The 18,472-nt window shown below is 60.0% G+C and carries 14 protein-coding genes; 4 read left to right on the top strand and 10 right to left on the bottom strand.

All coding sequences use genetic code 11. The annotated features are described in order from the left end of the window. Positions 1–11: 11 nt before the first annotated feature. Genes B8P98_RS20740 through B8P98_RS20730 form a run of 3 tightly spaced genes read right to left on the bottom strand, consistent with a single transcriptional unit; the run spans position 12 to position 3,238 of the window. The gene (locus tag B8P98_RS20740; protein ID WP_095033391.1) at positions 12–1,430 is read right to left on the bottom strand and encodes an L-fucose/L-arabinose isomerase family protein; all 1,419 of its coding nucleotides are present in this window, start codon (positions 1,428–1,430) and stop codon (positions 12–14) included. A 34-nt stretch (positions 1,431–1,464) separates the two neighbouring features. Beyond that, positions 1,465–2,415: a transketolase family protein gene (locus B8P98_RS20735; protein ID WP_095033390.1), complete on the bottom strand. Its 951-nt coding sequence runs from the start codon at positions 2,413–2,415 to the stop codon at positions 1,465–1,467. Then, entirely contained in the window at positions 2,408–3,238 is an 831-nt protein-coding gene (locus tag B8P98_RS20730) for a transketolase (RefSeq protein ID WP_004893549.1), read from the bottom strand. Before B8P98_RS20730 ends, B8P98_RS20735 begins: the two co-directional genes overlap by 8 nt. Before the next feature lie 311 nt (positions 3,239–3,549). On the opposite strand from B8P98_RS20730, the gene B8P98_RS20725 reads away from it, so the two are divergent. Further along, positions 3,550–4,500, top strand: a complete 951-nt coding sequence (locus B8P98_RS20725; RefSeq protein ID WP_095033660.1) for a sugar-binding transcriptional regulator — start codon at positions 3,550–3,552, stop codon at positions 4,498–4,500. On the opposite strand, the gene B8P98_RS20720 is transcribed toward B8P98_RS20725, so the two are convergent. The 7 genes from B8P98_RS20720 to fepA form a co-directional block, all read right to left on the bottom strand. Next, positions 4,497–5,471: an Rpn family recombination-promoting nuclease/putative transposase gene (locus B8P98_RS20720; RefSeq protein ID WP_095033389.1), complete on the bottom strand. Its 975-nt coding sequence runs from the start codon at positions 5,469–5,471 to the stop codon at positions 4,497–4,499. The genes B8P98_RS20725 and B8P98_RS20720 overlap by 4 nt on opposite strands. 155 nt (positions 5,472–5,626) lie before the next feature. Beyond that, complete coding sequence (locus tag B8P98_RS20715) at positions 5,627–6,715, bottom strand: ABC transporter permease (RefSeq protein ID WP_004885708.1); 1,089 nt, start codon at positions 6,713–6,715, stop codon at positions 5,627–5,629. Position 6,716: 1 nt separating this feature from the next. Further along, positions 6,717–8,243, bottom strand: a complete 1,527-nt coding sequence (locus tag B8P98_RS20710) for a sugar ABC transporter ATP-binding protein (protein ID WP_004893537.1) — start codon at positions 8,241–8,243, stop codon at positions 6,717–6,719. Further along, positions 8,243–8,851, bottom strand: a complete 609-nt coding sequence (locus B8P98_RS20705; protein ID WP_174705290.1) for a DUF2291 family protein — start codon at positions 8,849–8,851, stop codon at positions 8,243–8,245. The genes B8P98_RS20710 and B8P98_RS20705 overlap by 1 nt, the downstream gene beginning before the upstream one ends. A gap of 10 nt (positions 8,852–8,861) precedes the next feature. Next, positions 8,862–9,803: a D-ribose ABC transporter substrate-binding protein gene (locus tag B8P98_RS20700; protein ID WP_004178959.1), complete on the bottom strand. Its 942-nt coding sequence runs from the start codon at positions 9,801–9,803 to the stop codon at positions 8,862–8,864. A 117-nt stretch (positions 9,804–9,920) separates the two neighbouring features. After that, positions 9,921–10,580 carry an enterobactin synthase subunit EntD gene (entD, locus tag B8P98_RS20695; protein ID WP_087806258.1) on the bottom strand — a complete coding sequence of 220 codons (660 nt, stop codon included), beginning with the start codon at positions 10,578–10,580 and terminating at the stop codon, positions 9,921–9,923. A 66-nt stretch (positions 10,581–10,646) separates the two neighbouring features. Continuing rightward, on the bottom strand, positions 10,647–12,875 hold the full coding sequence (gene fepA, locus B8P98_RS20690) for a siderophore enterobactin receptor FepA (RefSeq protein ID WP_095033388.1): 2,229 nt from the start codon (positions 12,873–12,875) through the stop codon (positions 10,647–10,649). A gap of 260 nt (positions 12,876–13,135) precedes the next feature. On the opposite strand from fepA, the gene fes reads away from it, so the two are divergent. The 3 genes from fes to entF are packed head-to-tail and all read left to right on the top strand — an operon-like array spanning position 13,136 to position 18,467. Then, positions 13,136–14,344 carry an enterochelin esterase gene (fes, locus tag B8P98_RS20680; RefSeq protein ID WP_095033387.1) on the top strand — a complete coding sequence of 403 codons (1,209 nt, stop codon included), beginning with the start codon at positions 13,136–13,138 and terminating at the stop codon, positions 14,342–14,344. Positions 14,345–14,371: 27 nt separating this feature from the next. After that, positions 14,372–14,575: an MbtH family protein gene (locus tag B8P98_RS20675; protein WP_004176919.1), complete on the top strand. Its 204-nt coding sequence runs from the start codon at positions 14,372–14,374 to the stop codon at positions 14,573–14,575. Positions 14,576–14,585: 10 nt separating this feature from the next. Further along, on the top strand, positions 14,586–18,467 hold the full coding sequence (gene entF / locus B8P98_RS20670; protein ID WP_025713789.1) for an enterobactin non-ribosomal peptide synthetase EntF: 3,882 nt from the start codon (positions 14,586–14,588) through the stop codon (positions 18,465–18,467). The last annotated feature ends 5 nt before the right edge of the window (positions 18,468–18,472 follow it).

The following is an 18,472-nucleotide window of genomic DNA, read 5'->3' as shown; positions in this document are numbered from 1 at the left end:
GGCCTCCGGCCTTACTGGTGGAGATAGGTCGACACGCCCAGGTAGCGCGTAAATGCCTCGTGCAAAATTGCGGCACTGGCGGAATGGTTCATCGCGACATGGTGCTCAAAGCCGTTGCGGCAGATCCACGACAGCAGATTTTCCAGGTGGGGAACCTGAATGACCGCCCGACAGCCTACCGTATCGAGGGGATCGTCAACCGACCGACCTTCGCCAACGTAGGCTTTGATTTCGCCAGTCAGGTCGTCGGTGCTGAGGCGAAAATAGGTCAGCGCGCCGCTTTTCATGCGACCATGCACGGCACCGCAGGTGTTTTCTTTGCCGACGGTGGTGCCGATAATATCGGCCGTTCCCATGTGCGGCGACTCAAGGCTGGCCGAGGCAAAGTTCCCGCAATGAAACAGCACACATTTATCGCGATCGTCGCCGAAGTTATTGTTCCAGTCCGCGATCGAGGCGGGGCTCAGGTTGCTGCTGGCGAGCGCATACATGGAGAGCGCGCCCATGACATCGACCTCACAGGCGCTTGGCATCAGTTGTCCGGACATCACGCTCATGATGGAGCAGACGTTAATCCCCAGATTTTCCTGCAGCGAGGTCCAGCACTGAATTGCGGTGGTGTCGATGTCGTTGGCAACAATCCACTCGCTCAGGACCACAAACAGTTTTGCCATGGTGACCAGCTTATCTGCCGGAATACCGCTGGCGTCGGCATTATCGATCAGCAGGCGGCGCTTCTCATCCACACGAATATCGTCATCACGCAGGGCTTTAATCCTGGTAAACACCTCTGACAGATCTAACGTTTCCACCGCGATGCCTAAACGTTCGAGCAGCTTTTCGCTGTAGCGCACGGTGTTAAAGCCCGCTGGACGGGCGCCGATCGCGCCAACGCGCACGCCGCGCATACTGTTCACCACGCGACATATCTGCGTGAAGCGCCGCAGATCCTGCTCAAACACCTCGCCACTGAGCGCGCAGACGTGCTGGGTGGTCAGCGTAAACGGGATACCGTACTGGCGCAGGTTGTTGCAAAGGGAAATTTTGCCGCAGAAGCTATCTCGGCGCGTCGACAACCCCATTTTATCCAGATTATCCTCTTCGGCCTGAACAAGCACCGGGACGTTGAGACCGGAGAGGCGCAGCGTTTCGGCGATGGCTTTCTCATCACCAAAGTTGGGTAACAGCACCACGACACCGTGAATATTGTCGCGGTGGCTGCGGAACAGCTCGGCGCAAATTTTGGCATCCTGCCGGGTTTCCACGCCACCCAGTTCCGTCTGGGATGGATCAAGCATAATGGTGTTAATCCCAAGACGGCTAAACAGGGCTACCGCCTGTTCGCGCGCTTCGGCGACCAGATAGCTGGGGAAAAATCCCCGGTTGCCAATAATGACGCCCATGGTGAGTTGTTGAGGAATTCGGGACATTGCGTTCTCTCCAGTAAGATGTTCTTGTTATTTTTCAGGATGCTTTTTTTATGTGCAGCTTGCGGGCGTGCTTCACCACCCCGGCGGCATCGATTTCATGGCGCGCGCGCGTGGCAGCGCGATCGGCGGCAATGGCGTATTGCCCGTCAGGGATACCTAAGCGCCGCAACGGGATCGCGCACCCGGCCTCGGCCAGCACTTCCGCCACCAGGCTCCCGACGCCGCCGTTGACGTTGTGTTCTTCCACCGTGATCGCGGCCGGACAGGACTGGATTGCCGCCAGTAGCGCCTGGGTATCACAAGGACGAATAGATGGGACACTGATAACGGTGGCGTCAATACCTTCTGCAGCGAGTTGTGCGGCGGCTTCCACAATTTCATGTACCGTTGAGCCCATGGCAACCAGCGCAATATCGCGCCCCAGACGCAGCACATCAATGTTGCCCGGAACAAACCGGTAATGTTCATCATGCAGTTCCGGCAGCGCTTTACCGTCGAGGCGGATATACACTGGCCCGACGTGGGCAAGGGCATAATCAATAATCTGCCGGCACTCGCCGGGACTGGACGGCGCGTAAATTTCAATATTGCCAAAACCGCGCAGAATGGCGATATCGTCAATACTGTGGTGGGTGCTGGCCAGTGGACCGTAGCTGGCGCCCGCGTTCAGCCCGAACAGTTTGACGTTGGTGTTGTTGTAGCAAACGTCGACCTTAATCTGCTCATTGGCTCGTGAGATGAGGAATGGCGCGGCGTTGCAGGTCACGGCCACTTTCCCCCCCAGCGCCAGACCGGCGGCAGCGCCAACCAGCGTCTGCTCGGCGATGCCGACGTTGACCAGCCGGTCAGGGAATCTTTTGATAAACGGAGCAATTTTCGCCGTTGAGGTGGAGTCGGCCACCACCGGCACCAGATCCACGCCGCGGTCTACGGCATCAATAAAGGCATTCACCATCACCGTGGCGAGATGTTCGCTATTACTCATCTTTCAGTTCCTCCAGCGCCAGTTCAATTTCTTCTCCTTTCGGTACCCGGTGATGCCACTCGGGGCGTCCCTGAATAAAGGAAATACCCGCGCCTTTGGTGGTGTTAGCAATCACGACGTGTGGTTTCCCGTTCGGCTGCAGGCCCTCAAGGGTGGCGACCACCTCCGCCATATCGTTGCCGTTGCACTGCGTAACCTCCATGCCGAAAGCGCGCCATTTTTCATCCAGCGGATCGGTATTCATGATCTCTTTGGTCGCACCGGCCAGCTGCAGATTATTTTTGTCGTTGATAATAATAAGGTTATCCAGCTGGTAGTGGGCGGCGACCAGCGCGGCCTCCCAGTTGCTGCCCTCCGCCAGTTCGCCATCGCCGGTGACGACAAATACGCGACGCGGGTTGTTATCGCGTTTCGCTGCCAGCGCAATGCCTACCGCCACGGGCAGACCATGGCCCAGCGCACCGGTATTCAGCTCAATACCCGGCGTCTTGTGCTTTACCGGGTGTCCTGGCAGCGCCGAGTCGGCGTGTTGATAGGTTGCCAGCCAGTCAACGGGAATAAAGCCTGCTTCGGCCAGCACGCAGTAATAACCGCCGACAGCATGCCCCTTCGACTGAATATAGATATCGCGGTCGTCGCTCTCTTTTCGCGCAGGGGAGCAGTTAAGGATGCGAAAGTAGAGGGCGGTCAGCAGTTCGACTTGTGACAGATCGGCACCGGTGTGGCCGCCTGCCGGGCTTTCCGCATTCAAGACGATGATGCGGCGGCGGATGGCGCGTGCTTTTTGTTCTAACTCCTTAACGGAGAGTGAAAACGGATTCATAAAACACCTCTTGAAAGTAAATTCTTGTATGAATAAATATTCCGGCAGGGTAAAAAAACACTTCCCATCCTGACTACCTTTAATCGTCGACAAAACAAGGTATTAATAAGTGATTGAATATATATTCACTGCTGATTTATTATTCACATAGGTAAGATATGCCCTGTGACGGGGTTTGTCCACGATTTGTACGGCCTATTTTCTAAAAAAGGAGAAAATGATCACATTTGGATCGTCGGGAAAAGGGCGCTGCGCTTGTTATCTATTCAATGATGCATAAAAATAACGAGCAGAAAACAGAGGGGAATGCCATGTCGAAGCAGGATGAACAGCGGTTGCTGGTGAAGATCGCCACGCTTTACTACAGCGAAAATAAAAAGCAGTCCGAGATCGCCTCGCTGCTGCATCTGTCCCAGTCTTTTGTTTCACGGGCGCTAACCCGCTGTCAGAAAGAGGGGCTGGTGAAAATTACCGTGGTCCAGCCGACAAACATTTTTGTCGATCTGGAAAAGGCGATTGAGGAGCGTTTTGGCATTCTACAGGCGATAGTCGTGGATGTGGGCGAGAACGCCAGTTACAGCCAGGTAAAGCATGCCATCGGCAGCGCGGCGGCGCACTATGTTGAAACGCGGCTGCGGCCGGAAGACCTCGTGGGGATCTCGTCCTGGAGCAGTACGATCCGCTGTATGGTGGATGAGATGCATCCGCAGAACATTCGCGCCGCCGGGGTGATTCAGCTGTTGGGCGGCGTCGGTCCCAACGGCAACGTGCAGGCCACCATCTTAACCCAGCAGCTGGCGGCGCATTTAGGCTGCCCGGCGTGGCTGCTGCCGTCGCAGAGTATTGAGCACTCCGTGGAGGAGCGCAGCCGTCTGGTAAACAGCCCGGACGTCGCGGCGGTGGTGGCGAAATTTGCCGAAGTGGATGTGGCCATCGTCGGTATTGGTGAACTGGAGCCTTCGCAGCTGCTGAAAAACTCCGGTAACTATTATAATGAAACCATGCTCCAGCTGCTGGCGGCGCGCGGCGCGGTGGGGGATATCTGCCTGCATTACTATGATGCGGCGGGCAAACCGGTACTGAGCCAGGATGAGGATCCGGTGATCGGTATGGAGCTTGAGCAAATTCGTCGCTGTCCGCAGGTGATTGCGCTGGCCGGCGGCGTGGACAAAGAGAACGCCATCCGCGGCGCGTTGCAGGGCGACTATATTGATGTCCTGATCACCGACTTCCCGACCGCGCGCGCGTTAATTAAGGGCTAAGCGGGGGGAGACTGGCGTGGCTGGCGCGCCAGCGTCGCCAGTTCGTCCGCGCTGAGGCGAGTCATCCGCAATACGGTTTCAGTGTCCATGCCGTTCTCTAACATCATCAGCGCGATGCGGCAGGCTTCGCGATGCTCACCCGCCTGTAAACCTTCCTGAAGCCCCTCTTGCTGGCCTTGCTGTAACCAGCGTTGTTTTCCCTCTTCGCGCCCTTTCTGCTTCAGGTACTCGGCAATCGTCATCAGGGTATCCTCATATTGCGGCAGACGTTCGACCAGCTGGTCGATAAAGTTGTCCGGGTCGGCGCTATTGCCATGCAGCGACATATAGGTAAATAACGTTTTGAACTGCTGGTGGTCAGTGTATCCCATCAGCACCACCTCCACCAACTGCTGGAGGATATGGCTAAGATCGCGTTGACGGATGTGTTTCTGGACCAGTTCCAGAAGCGCGATCCGCCGATGCTGTAATATGGCGTCGTCGGGAATATCGGTCACATCGACGAGCGGAAAAGCTCCGAGATAAAGCTGCTTTGCCGGTGAGTCAGGTGGGAACTCGTCCAGCCAGCACAGTGAAAAGGGATAGGGAGAAATGGTGCCATGATAAAACAGCATGGGGATCACCAGCGGCAGCGCTTTATGGCCGCGATCAAGATGCTGTTGCATGGCCGCGAGGGCATAGCGCAGGAGTCTGAACGCCATATGGCTGTCCGGGGTGCTCTGATGCTCAATGACCACATAGATATAGCCCTCTCCCTTGCTGGTCTGCAGAGAGTAGAGAATATCGGAATAGCTGGCGCGCAGGTTGTCCTCAACAAAGCTCCCGGATTCCAGGTGCAGAGTGCTTAAGTCGCACAGTTGCCGCAGCGCGGGCGGCAGATGAATATCCAGAAAATCGCGTGCGGTTTCGCTGTCGCGCAAAAAGCGTTTAAACAGGCTGTCGTGCGGGGTCGAGTGCGGACGTTTTTTCATGGCTTCCTTGCCTGGCAGAGCAGAGTGGCGGGATGCTACCACCGCTTGCCGTCGGGCAGGATTTTTCGATGAGGTTTTGCGAAGCGCCTCGGAGAAAGGCGCATCGAGCGTCAGGCAGCCACCTCCTGTGGCCGTTGCCACAGGAGGGCTTGCGGTTACTTATTCTCCATGACCGCCTTCTGAGCGACCACCGCCGCTTTCTGCTGCATCCGGTTTTGCATCTGATCGATAATGACCGCCACAATAATCACGATCCCTTTGATGACCATCTGCCAAAACTCGCTCACCCCCATCATCACCAGCCCGTCGGCGAGAAAACCGATGACAAACGCACCAATCAGCGTACCCAGAATGGTTCCCCGGCCGCCGGCCAGGGATGTTCCGCCCAGTACGACGGCGGCGATAGCATTCATTTCAAAAGCGGTACCGTTAGCCGGGTGGCTGGCCAGCAGCTGCGCGGAGACCACGATCCCGGCAATGGCGGCGCAAAAACCGGACAACGTGTAGACCAGCACTTTAATTTGCTTCACTTTCACGCCGGAAAGCTCGGCGGCGCGCTCGTTGTCACCGATCGCATAAACATGGCGGCCAAAAGGCAAACGCCGGGCGATATAGGCGATGATCAGCGCCAGGAGGATCATCAGCCAGATGGCCCACGGGATGCCAAAGAGCGCACCTGCGCCAATTTCATCGAAACCCGTGTTGCCCAGCTGCGGATTGCCCGCGAGCCCGGGGAAGGTTTGGCCATCAGAGGTCAGCATCGCGGCTCCGCGGAGCACATACATGGTACCGAGGGTGCAGATAAATGGCGCCACGTTGTAGCGGGTAATGATCCAGCCATTAACGGCGCCAATCAGCGCGCCTATCAGCAGCACCAGGGGCACAATGACCCACACGCTTGGAAAAATGGCGATGCCGAACATCGGCAGGACGATCCCTTTGGTGATAAGCCAGCCGGCTATCATTCCGCAGAGACCGAGCGTGGCGCCAATCGAGAGGTCGATACCGGCGGTGATAATGACAAAGGTGATCCCCAACGCCAGAAAGGCGTTAATCGCAATGTGTTTAATCATAATCACCATGCTGCCAGCGGATAAAAACCCGGGCACGGTCATCGTGAAGAAGCCGACAATCAGAAACAGCGCGATAAAGGTGCGCAGTTTTAATAACAACAGCAGGATATTTTCACGGGAGAGGGAGGCTCCGCCGCGCGGCGCCAGTGCGACCGATTGTGTCATTTTCATCTTAGAACCCCTGAGCGCTTGCTGAAACCAGCGCCGACTCTTCGGCCTGGTCACGAACGATATCGGCGGTCAGTTTGCCGCCTGACATCACCAGGATACGGTCAGAGACCGCCATGATTTCTTTTAAATCGGAGGTGGAGAACACCACCGCCATTCCCTGCTGCGACAATTGCACCATCATGCGAAACACATCCCCCTTGGCGCCGATGTCGATTCCACGCGTAGGCTCGTCAAGAAACAGCACCTTCGGATTGGTTAACAGCGAACGGCCAATCACCACCTTTTGCTGATTGCCGCCGCTGAGCGCCTGGATCTCGACCTCTGGTGATGAGACCTTAATGGAGAGATTGCCAATCGTGCTGGCGACGACGGCCTCTTCCTCTTTATTGGCAATGGTTAACCCGCGCTGAAGACGACGCCACAGGCTGGCAATGGTCAGATTGCTGGCGACTGACGAGATAGGAAAAATCCCGGTCCGCTTACGATCTTCCGGCACCAGACTCATGCCCATGCGGATGCGTTCGGCCGTGGTTAACCGCTGGGGAACCGGTTTGCTGTCCAGCCAGATCTTGCCAAAGTAGTGGCGCGCAGTCCCCAGCAGACATTCAAACAGCTCGGTTCGCCCGGCGCCCATCAGGCCGTAGATCCCAATAATTTCACCGGCATGTGCTTTAAAACTGACGTTATCCACCACCGTATTGCCCGCGGCATTCACGCAGGTCAGGTTTTCCACTTCCAGCAGTGGGGCGCCGAAGCGGCGATCCGGAGGAAGAAAATGGCTTACCGGATCGCTTCCCAGCATTTCACGGACGATCCATGGCACATCAATTTCACTCACCCTGGCCTCCGCCTGGAATTTGCCGTCACGCAGTATGGTAATGACGTCGCCGATGGCCATCAGCTCCTCCAGACGGTGTGAGATGTAGATGATGGACACCCCCTGACGCGTCAGTTCGCGGATGACCCGAAACAGGATATCCACCTCGGTTTTGCTTAAGGCGGAGGTGGGCTCATCAAGGATCAGAATGTCCGCATTTTCCGCCAGCGCTTTGGCTATCTCGACCAACTGCTGCTGACCGACCTTCAGGTTACCCACCAGCTCCCGCGGCGAGATCGGCTGGTCGAGTCGCTGCAACAGCTCCGCGGCTTGTCGTTCCTGCTCTGCTTCGTTAATCGGCGTAAGCCCGCGCTGTAGCTCGCGGCCAAGAAAGATATTTTCCGCGACGCTAAGATTTTCAAACAGGTTCAGCTCCTGGTGAACCATACCAATGCCGTGGGCGGCGGCCTCGCGGGTGCTGGAGAAACGGACAAGCTTACCGTTGAGCTCCATTTCGCCCAGGCTCGGCTGTTGCACACCGGCGAGAATTTTCATGAGCGTTGATTTACCCGCGCCATTTTCGCCGATGATCACGTTAACTTTGCCACGCCAGACGTTGTAGTCGACGTTATCCAGCGCCACCGTGCCGGGGAACAGCATGGAAATACCACGGGTGCGTAAAATGATCTCCTCTGTGGGTGAACTGGCCATCAGCGCGCCTCCTGTTTTAGCGCAAGAGCGGCCGCATCCTGCAGGCTGCCGTTAACCACCGTGGCCGCAAAGAGAATATCGACAGGTTTGCCTGCCCAGCTCGCGTCCACTGTCGGCAACGATTTTATCGCCTCCCGGTTATAGGCGCGTGAAAGCTGCGCAAACTGCACCTGGTTGGTAAAGTCTTCAAATTTGAACCCGCTGGCATCGCGAATGGCGTTGCCCCGCATGACAGGACCCAGCTGCACGACCAACGGCTGGCCCTGTAGCGTAAGAGTGAGCTTCTGCTCGCGTGGGGTGCTGACGTCAATCCCGGTCACTTCGCTGCTCAGGCGAACAAAGACGCTCTGTGGCGTCGCGCCAGAGGCCTGACGCACTTTTTCCAGCGCAGTCGCGTCCAGCGCATGTTGGTTCGCTGCGTCAATTACTCGAGATTGCCAGGTTTGTTGCGCGATCTGCTGCGGGGTGAGATGGTCGAAGCTGGGTTTCGCGTTCGGGTCGGCAGGCAGCACTGGCTTGCCATTCTCATCTAAGTCCACCACCGTGCAGGCCGTCAGCAACAGGGCGGCGCAGCCCATCAGCACGGCGCCCCATTGTTTTAACCGCATCATTTCCGCCTTACTCGCTGAGGTTGAACATGTTGAGTTTTTTCGCATTGCCACTATCGATGAGGATGCAGTCCATCAACTGCTTCTCTTCTTTCTGGGCTTTCCCGTTTTTCAGGAAAAAGTCCGCCTGTTCCACGGCCATTTGCGCCTGCTTCCAGCCAGGCTGGAGAACCGTGGCTTTAATGTTGCCCTGCTTGAGTATCGAGTCGCGGGTGTAGTCGCTACCGTCGAAGCCGACGACAATCACGTCGTTTTTACCCGCGGCTTTCAGCGCCGCTTCCGCCCCCAGCGCCATGGTATCGTTGCCGGAAATCACGCCGACGATATCCGGATTGGTCTGCAGAATGGCTTCCATACGGGTAAAGGCTTCCGTCTGGCTCCAGTTCGCCGTCTGCTGGGCGACCATTTTCATTTCCGGATAGTCGTCCAGCACATCGTGATAACCCTGCGAGCGGACGCTGGCGTTGGTGTCGGACTGACGACCTAACAGTTCGACATACTTGCCTTTACCGTTGAGGAGGCTGGCGAATTTTTCCGCGCCAAGCTGGGCGCCCTGATAGTTGTTAGAGACGATCTGCGCCACGGCGACGCCGGTTTTATTGATCTCTCTATCGATTAAAAATGCCGGCACACCTGCCGCTTTTGCTTTTTCCAGCGGGCCGACGGTGGCATCCGCGCCAGCGTTATCCAGGATGATGGCTTTGGCTTTGCGCGCAATAGCCGTTTCAATCAGTTGGTTTTGTTTGTTGACGTCGTCGTCGTGGGAGGCGACCAGGGTGCTGTAACCCAGCTCTTTCGCTTTCGCCGCTGCGCCGTCAGCCTCCGCTTTAAAGAATGGATTATCATGTGAAGGGGTAATGATCGCGATCAGGCCATTATCGGCGGCGAAAAGTGAGCCAGATGCGGCCATCATGGAGGCAAACAGAACAGACTTTATCAGGGTAGTTTTCATTATTATCTCCGCATTGAATATATATTCAATAATGATTTATTATTCAATGTAACCATAAAGCGGCCAGCCAGAACTGTCTACGGTTTGCACAGGTAATTTCTTAAAAAGCGAAAAGGATCACGCTTCGCGAGGCGGGCAGGTACAGGTAATAACGAAATCGTCTTTTATCAGATGATTGATTTGCAAGGTGAAATCAGCAAGCTGTACGGAGAAGCGGGCGGTAAAACGTAAATGAACCTGCTGCGCAGTGAGCGCCACAATCCGGGCGCTGTGGAAGCCGGGCAGGGCTAAAGCGTGTGAAGACCAGGCCTTAAACCCACTCTCTTTCGCGGAAAACGCCAGCGTCAGCGCCAGCGGGAAGGGCAGACCGCTGCGCAGCAGCGCCGTTTTTTCTGCCGGACTGATAATGCTGCTCTCCAGTTCCGCCGCCAGCTGGGGGGTAAACCGGCGCTCGATATCGACCCCCACCGGCCGATCGGCAACCACCGCCAGCGCGCGCTGGCCGCAGTGGCTGATGCTGCCGAACCAGGGTGTGGGCCACAGCGGCTGGCGCCGATCGCCGATGGCGGGAAGCCGTTTCTCCCCCACCTCGCGCAGGGCGTATGCCGCGGCGATGCGTCCGGCCAGATGCTCCGCCTGCCGCTTGCGGCCCCAGCCGGTCAGGCTGGCGTGATAGGGCAGCCAGAACAGATCTTCCGGCTGGAAAGTCGCCGGGTCGAAGTCGATCTGCTGGATGGTATAGCCGGCCAGTGGCAAAGCGGTGTGATGGTGGCGCATAGGGTAAGGTTACCGCGGTTGCCCCCGCCCTTTGTCCAGCAAGGGCGGGGGAGGGAGAACCCGCTATCAGAAGTGGGTGTTGACGCTCATATACCAGGTACGGCCCGATTCGTTATAGGTCTCGGCGCCGGCGCCATACATATAGCCGGTGGCGCCCCCGGTGGTCTGGGCGTTGCCCGCGCGCCAGTGGCGTTTGTCGAAGACGTTATCCACGCCGCCGGTCAGACTGACGTATTTGGTGACGTCCCAGGTCGCGCTCAGGCCGAGGATGCTGTAGGGGCTGACCTCGTTCTTCTCGCTGCCGGTAACCGGTTGACCTTTGTAGTTGTACTTCTTCGGCTCCTGCTTACCGTACCAGGTAAAGGTTGACTGCAGCGAAACGTCATCGCGTACCTGCCAGCTCAGCGTAGAGTTCAGCGTGTATTCCGGGATAATCGACAGACGATCGCCGGTCTCTTTGTTCTTACTCTGCAGCATATAGGTGATGTTGTTGGTCCAGTTCACGGTCTCGCTCACCGGCACGTTCAACGTCCCTTCCAGGCCTTCCACCACCGCTTTTGGTACGTTTTCCCATTGGTAGAGGTCAGTGCCGCTGCCGTTGGTATAGACCGGGGCATAGCCCGCTTCAATCTTATTGCGATAGTCGTTGCGGAACCAGGTGACGCCCGCCAGCCAGCCGTCGCGTTTAAACTCGAGGCCAATCTCTTTGTTGATGCTGGTCTCGGCTTTTAAGTCGTCGTTCCCCTGCAGATAGCAACCGGATTTACTGGCGTAGCAGCCCTGTCCTTTGCTGTAGAGAATATAGTTCGGGTTGGTCTGATACAGGCTCGGTGCTTTATAGGCGCGGGCGATACCCATCTTCAGCGTGAAGTCGTCCCACAGCCCCTGCGACAGGTTGAGGGACGGGCTCCAGTTATTGCCGACAATGCTGTGATGATCGAAACGCAGCGCCGGAGTCAGCATGGTGGTGTCGGTCAGCTCCATGTTGTTCTCGGCGAACAGCGAGAAGATTTCCGCCTGCGAGTACGGGCTGCGGCCGGTGCTGTCGTAGCCCGGAATTTCGCCTCCCGACAGCGCCTGGGTGTTGGACGCGTTATCCTTCATCCGCTGTTGATTCCACTCGCTGCCCAGCGTCAGGTTCTGATTAACCAGATAGTCGAACGGGATACTGACTTCACTGTGCAGCATCACATCTGACAGATCGATATCCGAGAACTGATTACTGTTAAAGATCCCCTCGGTGCCCCCGGCCAGACCTTCGCCTTTGCGCGAGTTGCGGGTGCGCTCGTACTGCGCCCAGTTGCTGGTGGTCACCCCGTTGTCCCAGGCGCCGTTCCAGGTGACCGAGTAGGTGTTGCGATACAGCCGGTTGGTCTCTTTGCCGTAGTTCTCTTTTACCAGGTCGTTGGTGTTGGTGTTCTGGGTGTCGCCAGCGTAGAGGTTGCCCTGGCGGCTGTAGCCGGCTTCAAACTCCAGCGACTGCATTGGAGCAAATTCCCAGCGCACCAGACCATCGATGTTTTTGTTTTTCACCCCTTCGCGCCCGGCCGGCAGGGTATCGGCATAGATCCCGGTACGTTCGGACTGATGGCCCTGGTTGATATCCCAGGCGTCGGCCTGCGTTTTGTCGAGGTTACCGAACAGGCGGAAGCTGAAATCGCCGCCCAGCGGGCCGCTGAGGCTGAAGTTAGTGCGTTTGGTGGAGCCTTCATCCTTGTGCTCCGGGGCGTTCATATAGGTGTTCCATGAGCCGTGCCACTCATCGCCGGTTTTTTTGGTGATGATATTCACCACGCCGCCGGCGGCGCCGTTGCCGTAGCGGGCGGCGGCCGGGCCGCGGATCACTTCGATGCGTTCGATCATCTCCGGCGCCACCCAGCTGGTGTCGCCGCGGGTGTCGCGCTCACCGCGCCAGCCGAGGCGCACGGAGTTGCGGCTGGTGACCGGCTTGCCGTCGATCAGGATCAGGGTGTTTTCCGGGCCCATGCCGCGGATATCAATCTGGCGGTTATTGCCGCGCTGGCCGCTGGTGGAGTTGCCGGTCAGGTTGACCCCCGGCATGGTGCGAATGATCTCCGAGACGTCGCGCGCTGGCGGACGTTTGCGGATCTCATCGGCGGTGATGGTGGAGACACCCGGCGCCTGCAGGTTCTGCTCGGCGGCGGTGACCACCATGGTCTCTTCAGCAGCGCTGTTTTTATCGTCGGTGGCGGTTTCCGCTGCGCTTAACGGAAAAGCAACCCCGTAAATTCCCAGATTGACCAGCAAGGCCAGGGATTTGATCCTGTTATTCATTGTTATTCCTGTTTTTTTGTCGCCACGTTCCCCAAACGCCCCTTCCCACCGGGAGGGGAGGCGGCATAAATGTTGCCAGAAGCGGGCAAAGGCACTCCGTCGCTGGCTGAATAAGCCCGCTTTGACATGTTCTGGTGAAAGACGCGCTTCCCACGGCGCGCTAATACGCTATTGCAAATGCAAATAGTTATCAATAATATTATCAATAAATAGTGGCAATTAATTAAAAAAGTCACGTGATACATAGGGTTAATGACAGAATGTTAAGGACAGGAAGCGAGGAATGGTGGCAAACCCTGCACGGACCGCAGTGCCGCGCAGTGGATGACGTCATCGAGGTGACGTTCTGGTGGCGGGATCCGGCGGGGGATGAAACGCACTCTCCGCACCGTCGGGTATGGCTGTATATCACCGGCGTGACCGACCACCATCAGAATGCGCGGCCGCAATCGCTGCAACGTCTGCCCGGGACCGACGCCTGGTGCTGGCGCACTACGCTGTCGCCGACCTGGCGCGGTAGCTACTGTTTTATTCCCTCCGACCGTGACGATGATTTTTCCCCTGAGGTATTTAGCGCTGACGCGCCCGACCGCGCGCTGCTGCGCGAAGGCTGGCGCAAACTGCTGCCGCGGGCGATAGCCGATCCGCTGAACCCGCACAGCTGGCAGGGCGGACGCGGCCATGGGGTCTCGGCCCTGGAGATGCCGCAGGCCCCCGTGCAGCCCGGCTGGGACCGGCTTAATGAGGCGCATCCTCCCGCCCGTTGTCTTGAGTGGCGTAGCGCGCGTCTGGGCAACCATCGCCGGGTCTGGATCTACACCCCCGGTGAGGCGGGCGACCCGCAAACGCGGCCCCTGGCGATCCTGCTCGACGGTCAGTTCTGGGCCGAGAGCATGCCGGTGTGGTCGCCGCTGGCCGCGCTGACCCGCGAGGGGAAGCTGCCGCCGGCGGTCTACCTGCTGATTGACGCGATCGACAACCAGCGCCGCGGGGTTGAGCTGCCCTGTCACCGCGATTTCTGGCTGGCGGTGCAGGAGGAGCTCCTGCCGCTGGTCCGCAGCCATGCCCCGTTCAGCGACCGCCCGGATCGGACGGTGGTGGCCGGGCAAAGCTTCGGCGGCCTGGCGGCGATGTTCGCCGCCCTCAACTGGCCGCAGCGCTTTGGCTGCGTACTCAGCCAGTCAGGCTCCTACTGGTGGCCGCATCGCGATGGCCGCGGGACGGGCTTTATCGGCGAACAGCTTCGCCATGGCGAGGTGTCCGCAGCCGGGCTGCGCGTCTGGCTGGAAGCGGGCCAGCGTGAACCGATTATTTTTCGCGCTAACCAGGCGCTACTGGCGCAACTCACTACACCACAGCAGACGATTTTCTGGCGTCAGGTTGACGGCGGGCATGATGCGCTTTGCTGGCGCGGCGGGCTGACAGCAGGGCTTATCCAGCTCTGGCAGCCGCTGCTGTCGCACCCTTAGCATCGCGCTTTACGACAGGAGTTTGATATGCAATTCAGTAACCCCTTCGACAATCCGCAAGGGCAGTTTTACATTCTGCGCAATGATCAGCAGCAGTACAGCCTGTGGCCGGCGCACTGCGACCTGCCTGCCGGCTGGACGGTGGTGTGCCCCCCGCAGTCGGCCGAGGCCTGCAACGCCTGGCTGGCGGCCAACTGGTCGACACTGACCCCCGCCCATCACGCGTCATAAGGAGCTGACAATGACCACTCGTTTACCGCTGGTTGCCGCGCAGCCGGGGATCTGGATGGCCGAGCGCCTCTCCACTCTGCCAGGCGCCTGGAGCGTGGCCCACTATGTTGAACTGCGCGGCGCCCTCGATCCGACGCTGCTGGGAAAAGCGATTGTCGCCGGTCTGCAGCAGGCGGACACCCTCAGCCTGCGCTTTGAGGAAGAGGAGGGGGAAGTCTGGCAGTGGCTGGCGGCCGACCGCACCTTTGGCGAACCGTCGATCATTGACCTGCGGACGGCGCCGGATCCGCATCGCGCCGCTACGGAGCGGATGCAGGCGGATCTGGCGCAGGATCTGCGCGTCGACGGCGGCAACCCGCTGGTGTGCCATCAACTGCTGCGCGTCGGCGACGACCGCTGGTACTGGTATCAGCGTTATCATCACTTGCTGGTGGATGGCTTCAGCTTCCCGGCGATAACCCGGCAGATCGCCGCCATTTATCGCGCCTGGCAGCGGGGGGAAGCTACTCCTGAGTCGCCTTTCACCCCCTTCGCCGAAGTGGTGGATGAGTACCAGCGCTACGCCGGCAGCGAGGCCTGGCAGCGGGATAAAGCCTTCTGGCAGGCTCAGCGCCAGGCATTACCGGCGCCTGCCTCGCTCTCTGCCGCGCCGCTGGGCGGGCGCGCCGCCGGGAGCGATATCTGGCGGATGAAGCTGGAGATGAATGCCGACGCCTTCCGCCGTCTGGCCGGCCATGCGCCGCAGTGTCAGCCCGCTGACCTGGCGCTGGCGCTCACCACCCTGTGGCTGGGCCGCCTGTGCAACCGGATGGACTACGCGGCGGGCTTTATCTTTATGCGCCGGATGGGGTCAGCCGCGCTGACCTCGACGGGGCCGGTGCTCAATGTCCTGCCCCTGGCGGTGCATATTGACGCCCGGGAGACGCTGGCAGACCTGGCGATGCGCCTCGCCGCTCAGTTGAAAAAGATGCGCCGCCATCAGCGCTATGACGCCGAGCAGATCGTTCGCGACAGCGGCAAAGCGGCAGGGGATGAACCGCTGTTCGGCCCGGTGCTGAACGTCAAAGTCTTTGATTACCAGCTGGATATCGATGGTATTGAGGCGGTGACCCACACCCTTGCCACCGGCCCGGTCAACGATCTTGAGCTGGCGCTGTTCCCGGATGAGACCGGCGGCCTGTCGCTGGAGATCCTCGCCAACAAAGCCCGGTACGACGAAGCCGAGCTGCGTCGCCACATGGCGCGACTGACCGCGCTGCTGGCGCAGTTCGCCGCCGATCCGGCGCTGCGCTGCGGCGAAGCAGAGATGCTCTCCGCCGACGAGCTGGCCCGGCTGGCGGCGGTCAACGATACCGCTGTGCCGCTGCCCGCTACCACCCTCAGCGCGCTGGTGGCCGACCAGGCGCGGAAGACGCCGGATGCCCCGGCGCTGGCGGACGCCCGCTGGCAGTTCAGCTATCGCGAGATGCGTCAGCAGGTGGTGGCGCTCGCGCAGCTGCTGCGTCAGCGCGGCGTGAAGCCGGGCGACAGCGTGGCGGTGGCCCTGCCGCGCTCGGTGTTCCTGACCCTGGCGCTGCACGGTATTGTCGAAGCGGGGGCCGCCTGGCTGCCGCTGGACACTGGCTATCCGGACGACCGCCTGCGGATGATGCTGGAAGACGCCCGGCCGTCGCTGCTGATCGCCTCGGAGGATCAGCTGGCCCGCTTCAGCGATATCCCGGGGCTGGAAAGCCTCTGCTACCAGCAGCCGCTGGCCGCCGGTGATGAGGCGCCGCTGGCGCTGTCAAAACCGGACCATACCGCCTACATCATCTTTACCTCCGGCTCCACCGGGCGGCCGAAAGGGGTGATGGTCGGCCAGACCGCCATCGTCAACCGCCTGCTGTGGATGCAGGATCGCTATCCGTTATCTGCCGACGACGTGGTGGCGCAGAAAACGCCGTGCAGTTTCGACGTGTCGGTGTGGGAGTTCTGGTGGCCGTTTATCGCCGGCGCGCAGCTGGTGATGGCCGAGCCGGAGGCGCACCGCGACCCGCAGGCGATGCAGCAGTTTTTCGCCCGCTACGGCGTGACCACCACCCACTTTGTGCCCTCGATGCTGGCGGCGTTTGTCGCCTCGCTGGATGGCGACAGCGTCGCCGCCTGCCGCACGCTGCGACGGGTCTTCTGCAGCGGCGAAGCGCTACCGACGGAATTGTGCCGCGACTGGGAGCGCTTAACCGGCGCGCCGCTGCATAACCTGTACGGCCCGACGGAAGCGGCGGTGGATGTCAGCTGGTATCCGGCCTGCGGGCCTGAGCTGGCAGCCGTGACTGGCAGCAGCGTGCCGATTGGCTGGCCGGTGTGGAACACCGGGCTGCGCATTCTCGATGCCGCGATGCGCCCGGTGCCGCCGGGGGTGGCGGGGGATCTTTATCTTACCGGCATCCAGCTGGCGCAGGGCTATCTCGGACGTCCGGACCTCACCGCCAGCCGCTTTATCGCCGATCCGTTTGCCCCCGGCGAGCGGATGTATCGCACCGGCGATGTGGCGCGCTGGCTGACGAACGGCGCGGTGGAGTACCTTGGCCGCAGCGACGACCAGCTGAAGATCCGCGGGCAGCGCATCGAGCTTGGCGAGATTGATCGGGTGATGTCGGCCCTGCCGGACGTGGCGCAGGCGTTGAGCCACGCCTGCGTCTTCAATCAGGCGGCGGCGACCGGCGGCGATGCCCGGCAGCTAGTGGGCTATCTGGTCTCTGACTCCGGCCTGCCGCTGGATACCGCGGCGCTGAGAGCGCGGCTGGCGGAACAGCTGCCGCCGCATATGGTGCCGGTGGTGCTGATGCAGCTCGCTGAGCTGCCGCTGAGCGCCAACGGCAAACTGGACCGCAAAGCGCTGCCGCTGCCGACCCTCGGCGGGGAGCGCAGCGGCCGGCCGCCGGAGCCCGGGATGGAAACCCTTGTCGCCGCGGCCTTTAGCCAGCTGCTGGGCTGCGAGGTGAACGATATCGACGCCGATTTCTTCGCCCTTGGCGGCCATTCGCTGCTGGCGATGCGCCTGGCGGCGCAGCTCAGCCGCCAGCTGGCGCGGCAGGTGACCCCGGGGCAGGTGATGGTGGCCTCGACGGTGGGCAAACTGAGCGCGCTGCTGGCTGCCGATCTCAGCGATGAGCAGGCCCGGCGCCTGGGGCTGGATACGCTTCTGCCGCTGCGCGAGAGCGACGGCCCGACGCTGTTCTGCTTCCATCCCGCCTCCGGCTTTGCCTGGCAGTTCAGCGTGCTGGCGCGCTATCTCAGCCCGCGCTGGTCGATAACCGGGATTCAGTCGCCGCGTCCGCAGGGGCCGATGGCCAGCGCCGCCAGCCTCGATGAGGTGTGCGAGCACCATCTGCGCACGCTGCTGGCGCAGCAGCCTCACGGCCCTTATTACCTGTTCGGGTATTCGCTGGGCGGCACCTTAGCCCAGGGGATTGCCGCCCGTTTGCGCCAGCGCGGCGAAGCGGTGGCCTTCCTCGGCCTGCTGGATACCTGGCCGCCGGAGACGCAAAACTGGGCGGAGAAAGAGGCTAACGGGCTGGATCCCGAGGTACTGGCGGAGATTGACCGCGAGCGCGAGGCGTTCCTCGCCGCCCAGCAAGGGCAAGCCTCCGGCGAGCTGTTCAGCGCTATCGAAGGTAACTATGCCGATGCGGTGCGGCTGTTAACCACCGCCCACAGCGCGTCGTTTGACGGCAAGGCGACGCTGTTCGTGGCGGAGAAGACGCGGCAGGCGGGGATGGATCCGCAGGTCGTATGGGGCCCGTGGGTGGGGGAACTGGAGGTGTTCAGCCAGAACTGCGCCCACGTCGACATCATCTCCCCGCAGGCCTTTGAAGCCATCGGCCCGGTGGTCAGGGAGATTCTGGGGTAACGGTT

It is taken from the genome of Klebsiella quasivariicola, from assembly GCF_002269255.1.
GTDB classification, from domain to species: domain Bacteria; phylum Pseudomonadota; class Gammaproteobacteria; order Enterobacterales; family Enterobacteriaceae; genus Klebsiella; species Klebsiella quasivariicola.
Note: the sequence above shows the minus strand (reverse complement) of the source record. Positions and strands in the feature narration are given on the sequence as shown.

Excerpts from the sequence above, each read along its gene's own strand:
- entF (WP_025713789.1), top strand. The coding sequence starts at position 14,586 with ATGACCACTCGTTTACCGCTGGTTGCCGCGCAGCCGGGGATCTGGATG.
- B8P98_RS20705 (WP_174705290.1), bottom strand. The coding sequence starts at position 8,851 with ATGCGGTTAAAACAATGGGGCGCCGTGCTGATGGGCTGCGCCGCCCTG.
- fes (WP_095033387.1), top strand. The coding sequence starts at position 13,136 with ATGTTAAGGACAGGAAGCGAGGAATGGTGGCAAACCCTGCACGGACCG.
- B8P98_RS20735 (WP_095033390.1), bottom strand. The coding sequence starts at position 2,415 with ATGAGTAATAGCGAACATCTCGCCACGGTGATGGTGAATGCCTTTATT.
- B8P98_RS20710 (WP_004893537.1), bottom strand. The coding sequence starts at position 8,243 with ATGGCCAGTTCACCCACAGAGGAGATCATTTTACGCACCCGTGGTATT.
- B8P98_RS20725 (WP_095033660.1), top strand. The coding sequence starts at position 3,550 with ATGTCGAAGCAGGATGAACAGCGGTTGCTGGTGAAGATCGCCACGCTT.
- fepA (WP_095033388.1), bottom strand. The coding sequence starts at position 12,875 with ATGAATAACAGGATCAAATCCCTGGCCTTGCTGGTCAATCTGGGAATT.
- B8P98_RS20720 (WP_095033389.1), bottom strand. The coding sequence starts at position 5,471 with ATGAAAAAACGTCCGCACTCGACCCCGCACGACAGCCTGTTTAAACGC.
- entD (WP_087806258.1), bottom strand. The coding sequence starts at position 10,580 with ATGCGCCACCATCACACCGCTTTGCCACTGGCCGGCTATACCATCCAG.
- B8P98_RS20740 (WP_095033391.1), bottom strand. The coding sequence starts at position 1,430 with ATGTCCCGAATTCCTCAACAACTCACCATGGGCGTCATTATTGGCAAC.
- B8P98_RS20730 (WP_004893549.1), bottom strand. The coding sequence starts at position 3,238 with ATGAATCCGTTTTCACTCTCCGTTAAGGAGTTAGAACAAAAAGCACGC.
- B8P98_RS20700 (WP_004178959.1), bottom strand. The coding sequence starts at position 9,803 with ATGAAAACTACCCTGATAAAGTCTGTTCTGTTTGCCTCCATGATGGCC.
- B8P98_RS20675 (WP_004176919.1), top strand. The coding sequence starts at position 14,372 with ATGCAATTCAGTAACCCCTTCGACAATCCGCAAGGGCAGTTTTACATT.
- B8P98_RS20715 (WP_004885708.1), bottom strand. The coding sequence starts at position 6,715 with ATGAAAATGACACAATCGGTCGCACTGGCGCCGCGCGGCGGAGCCTCC.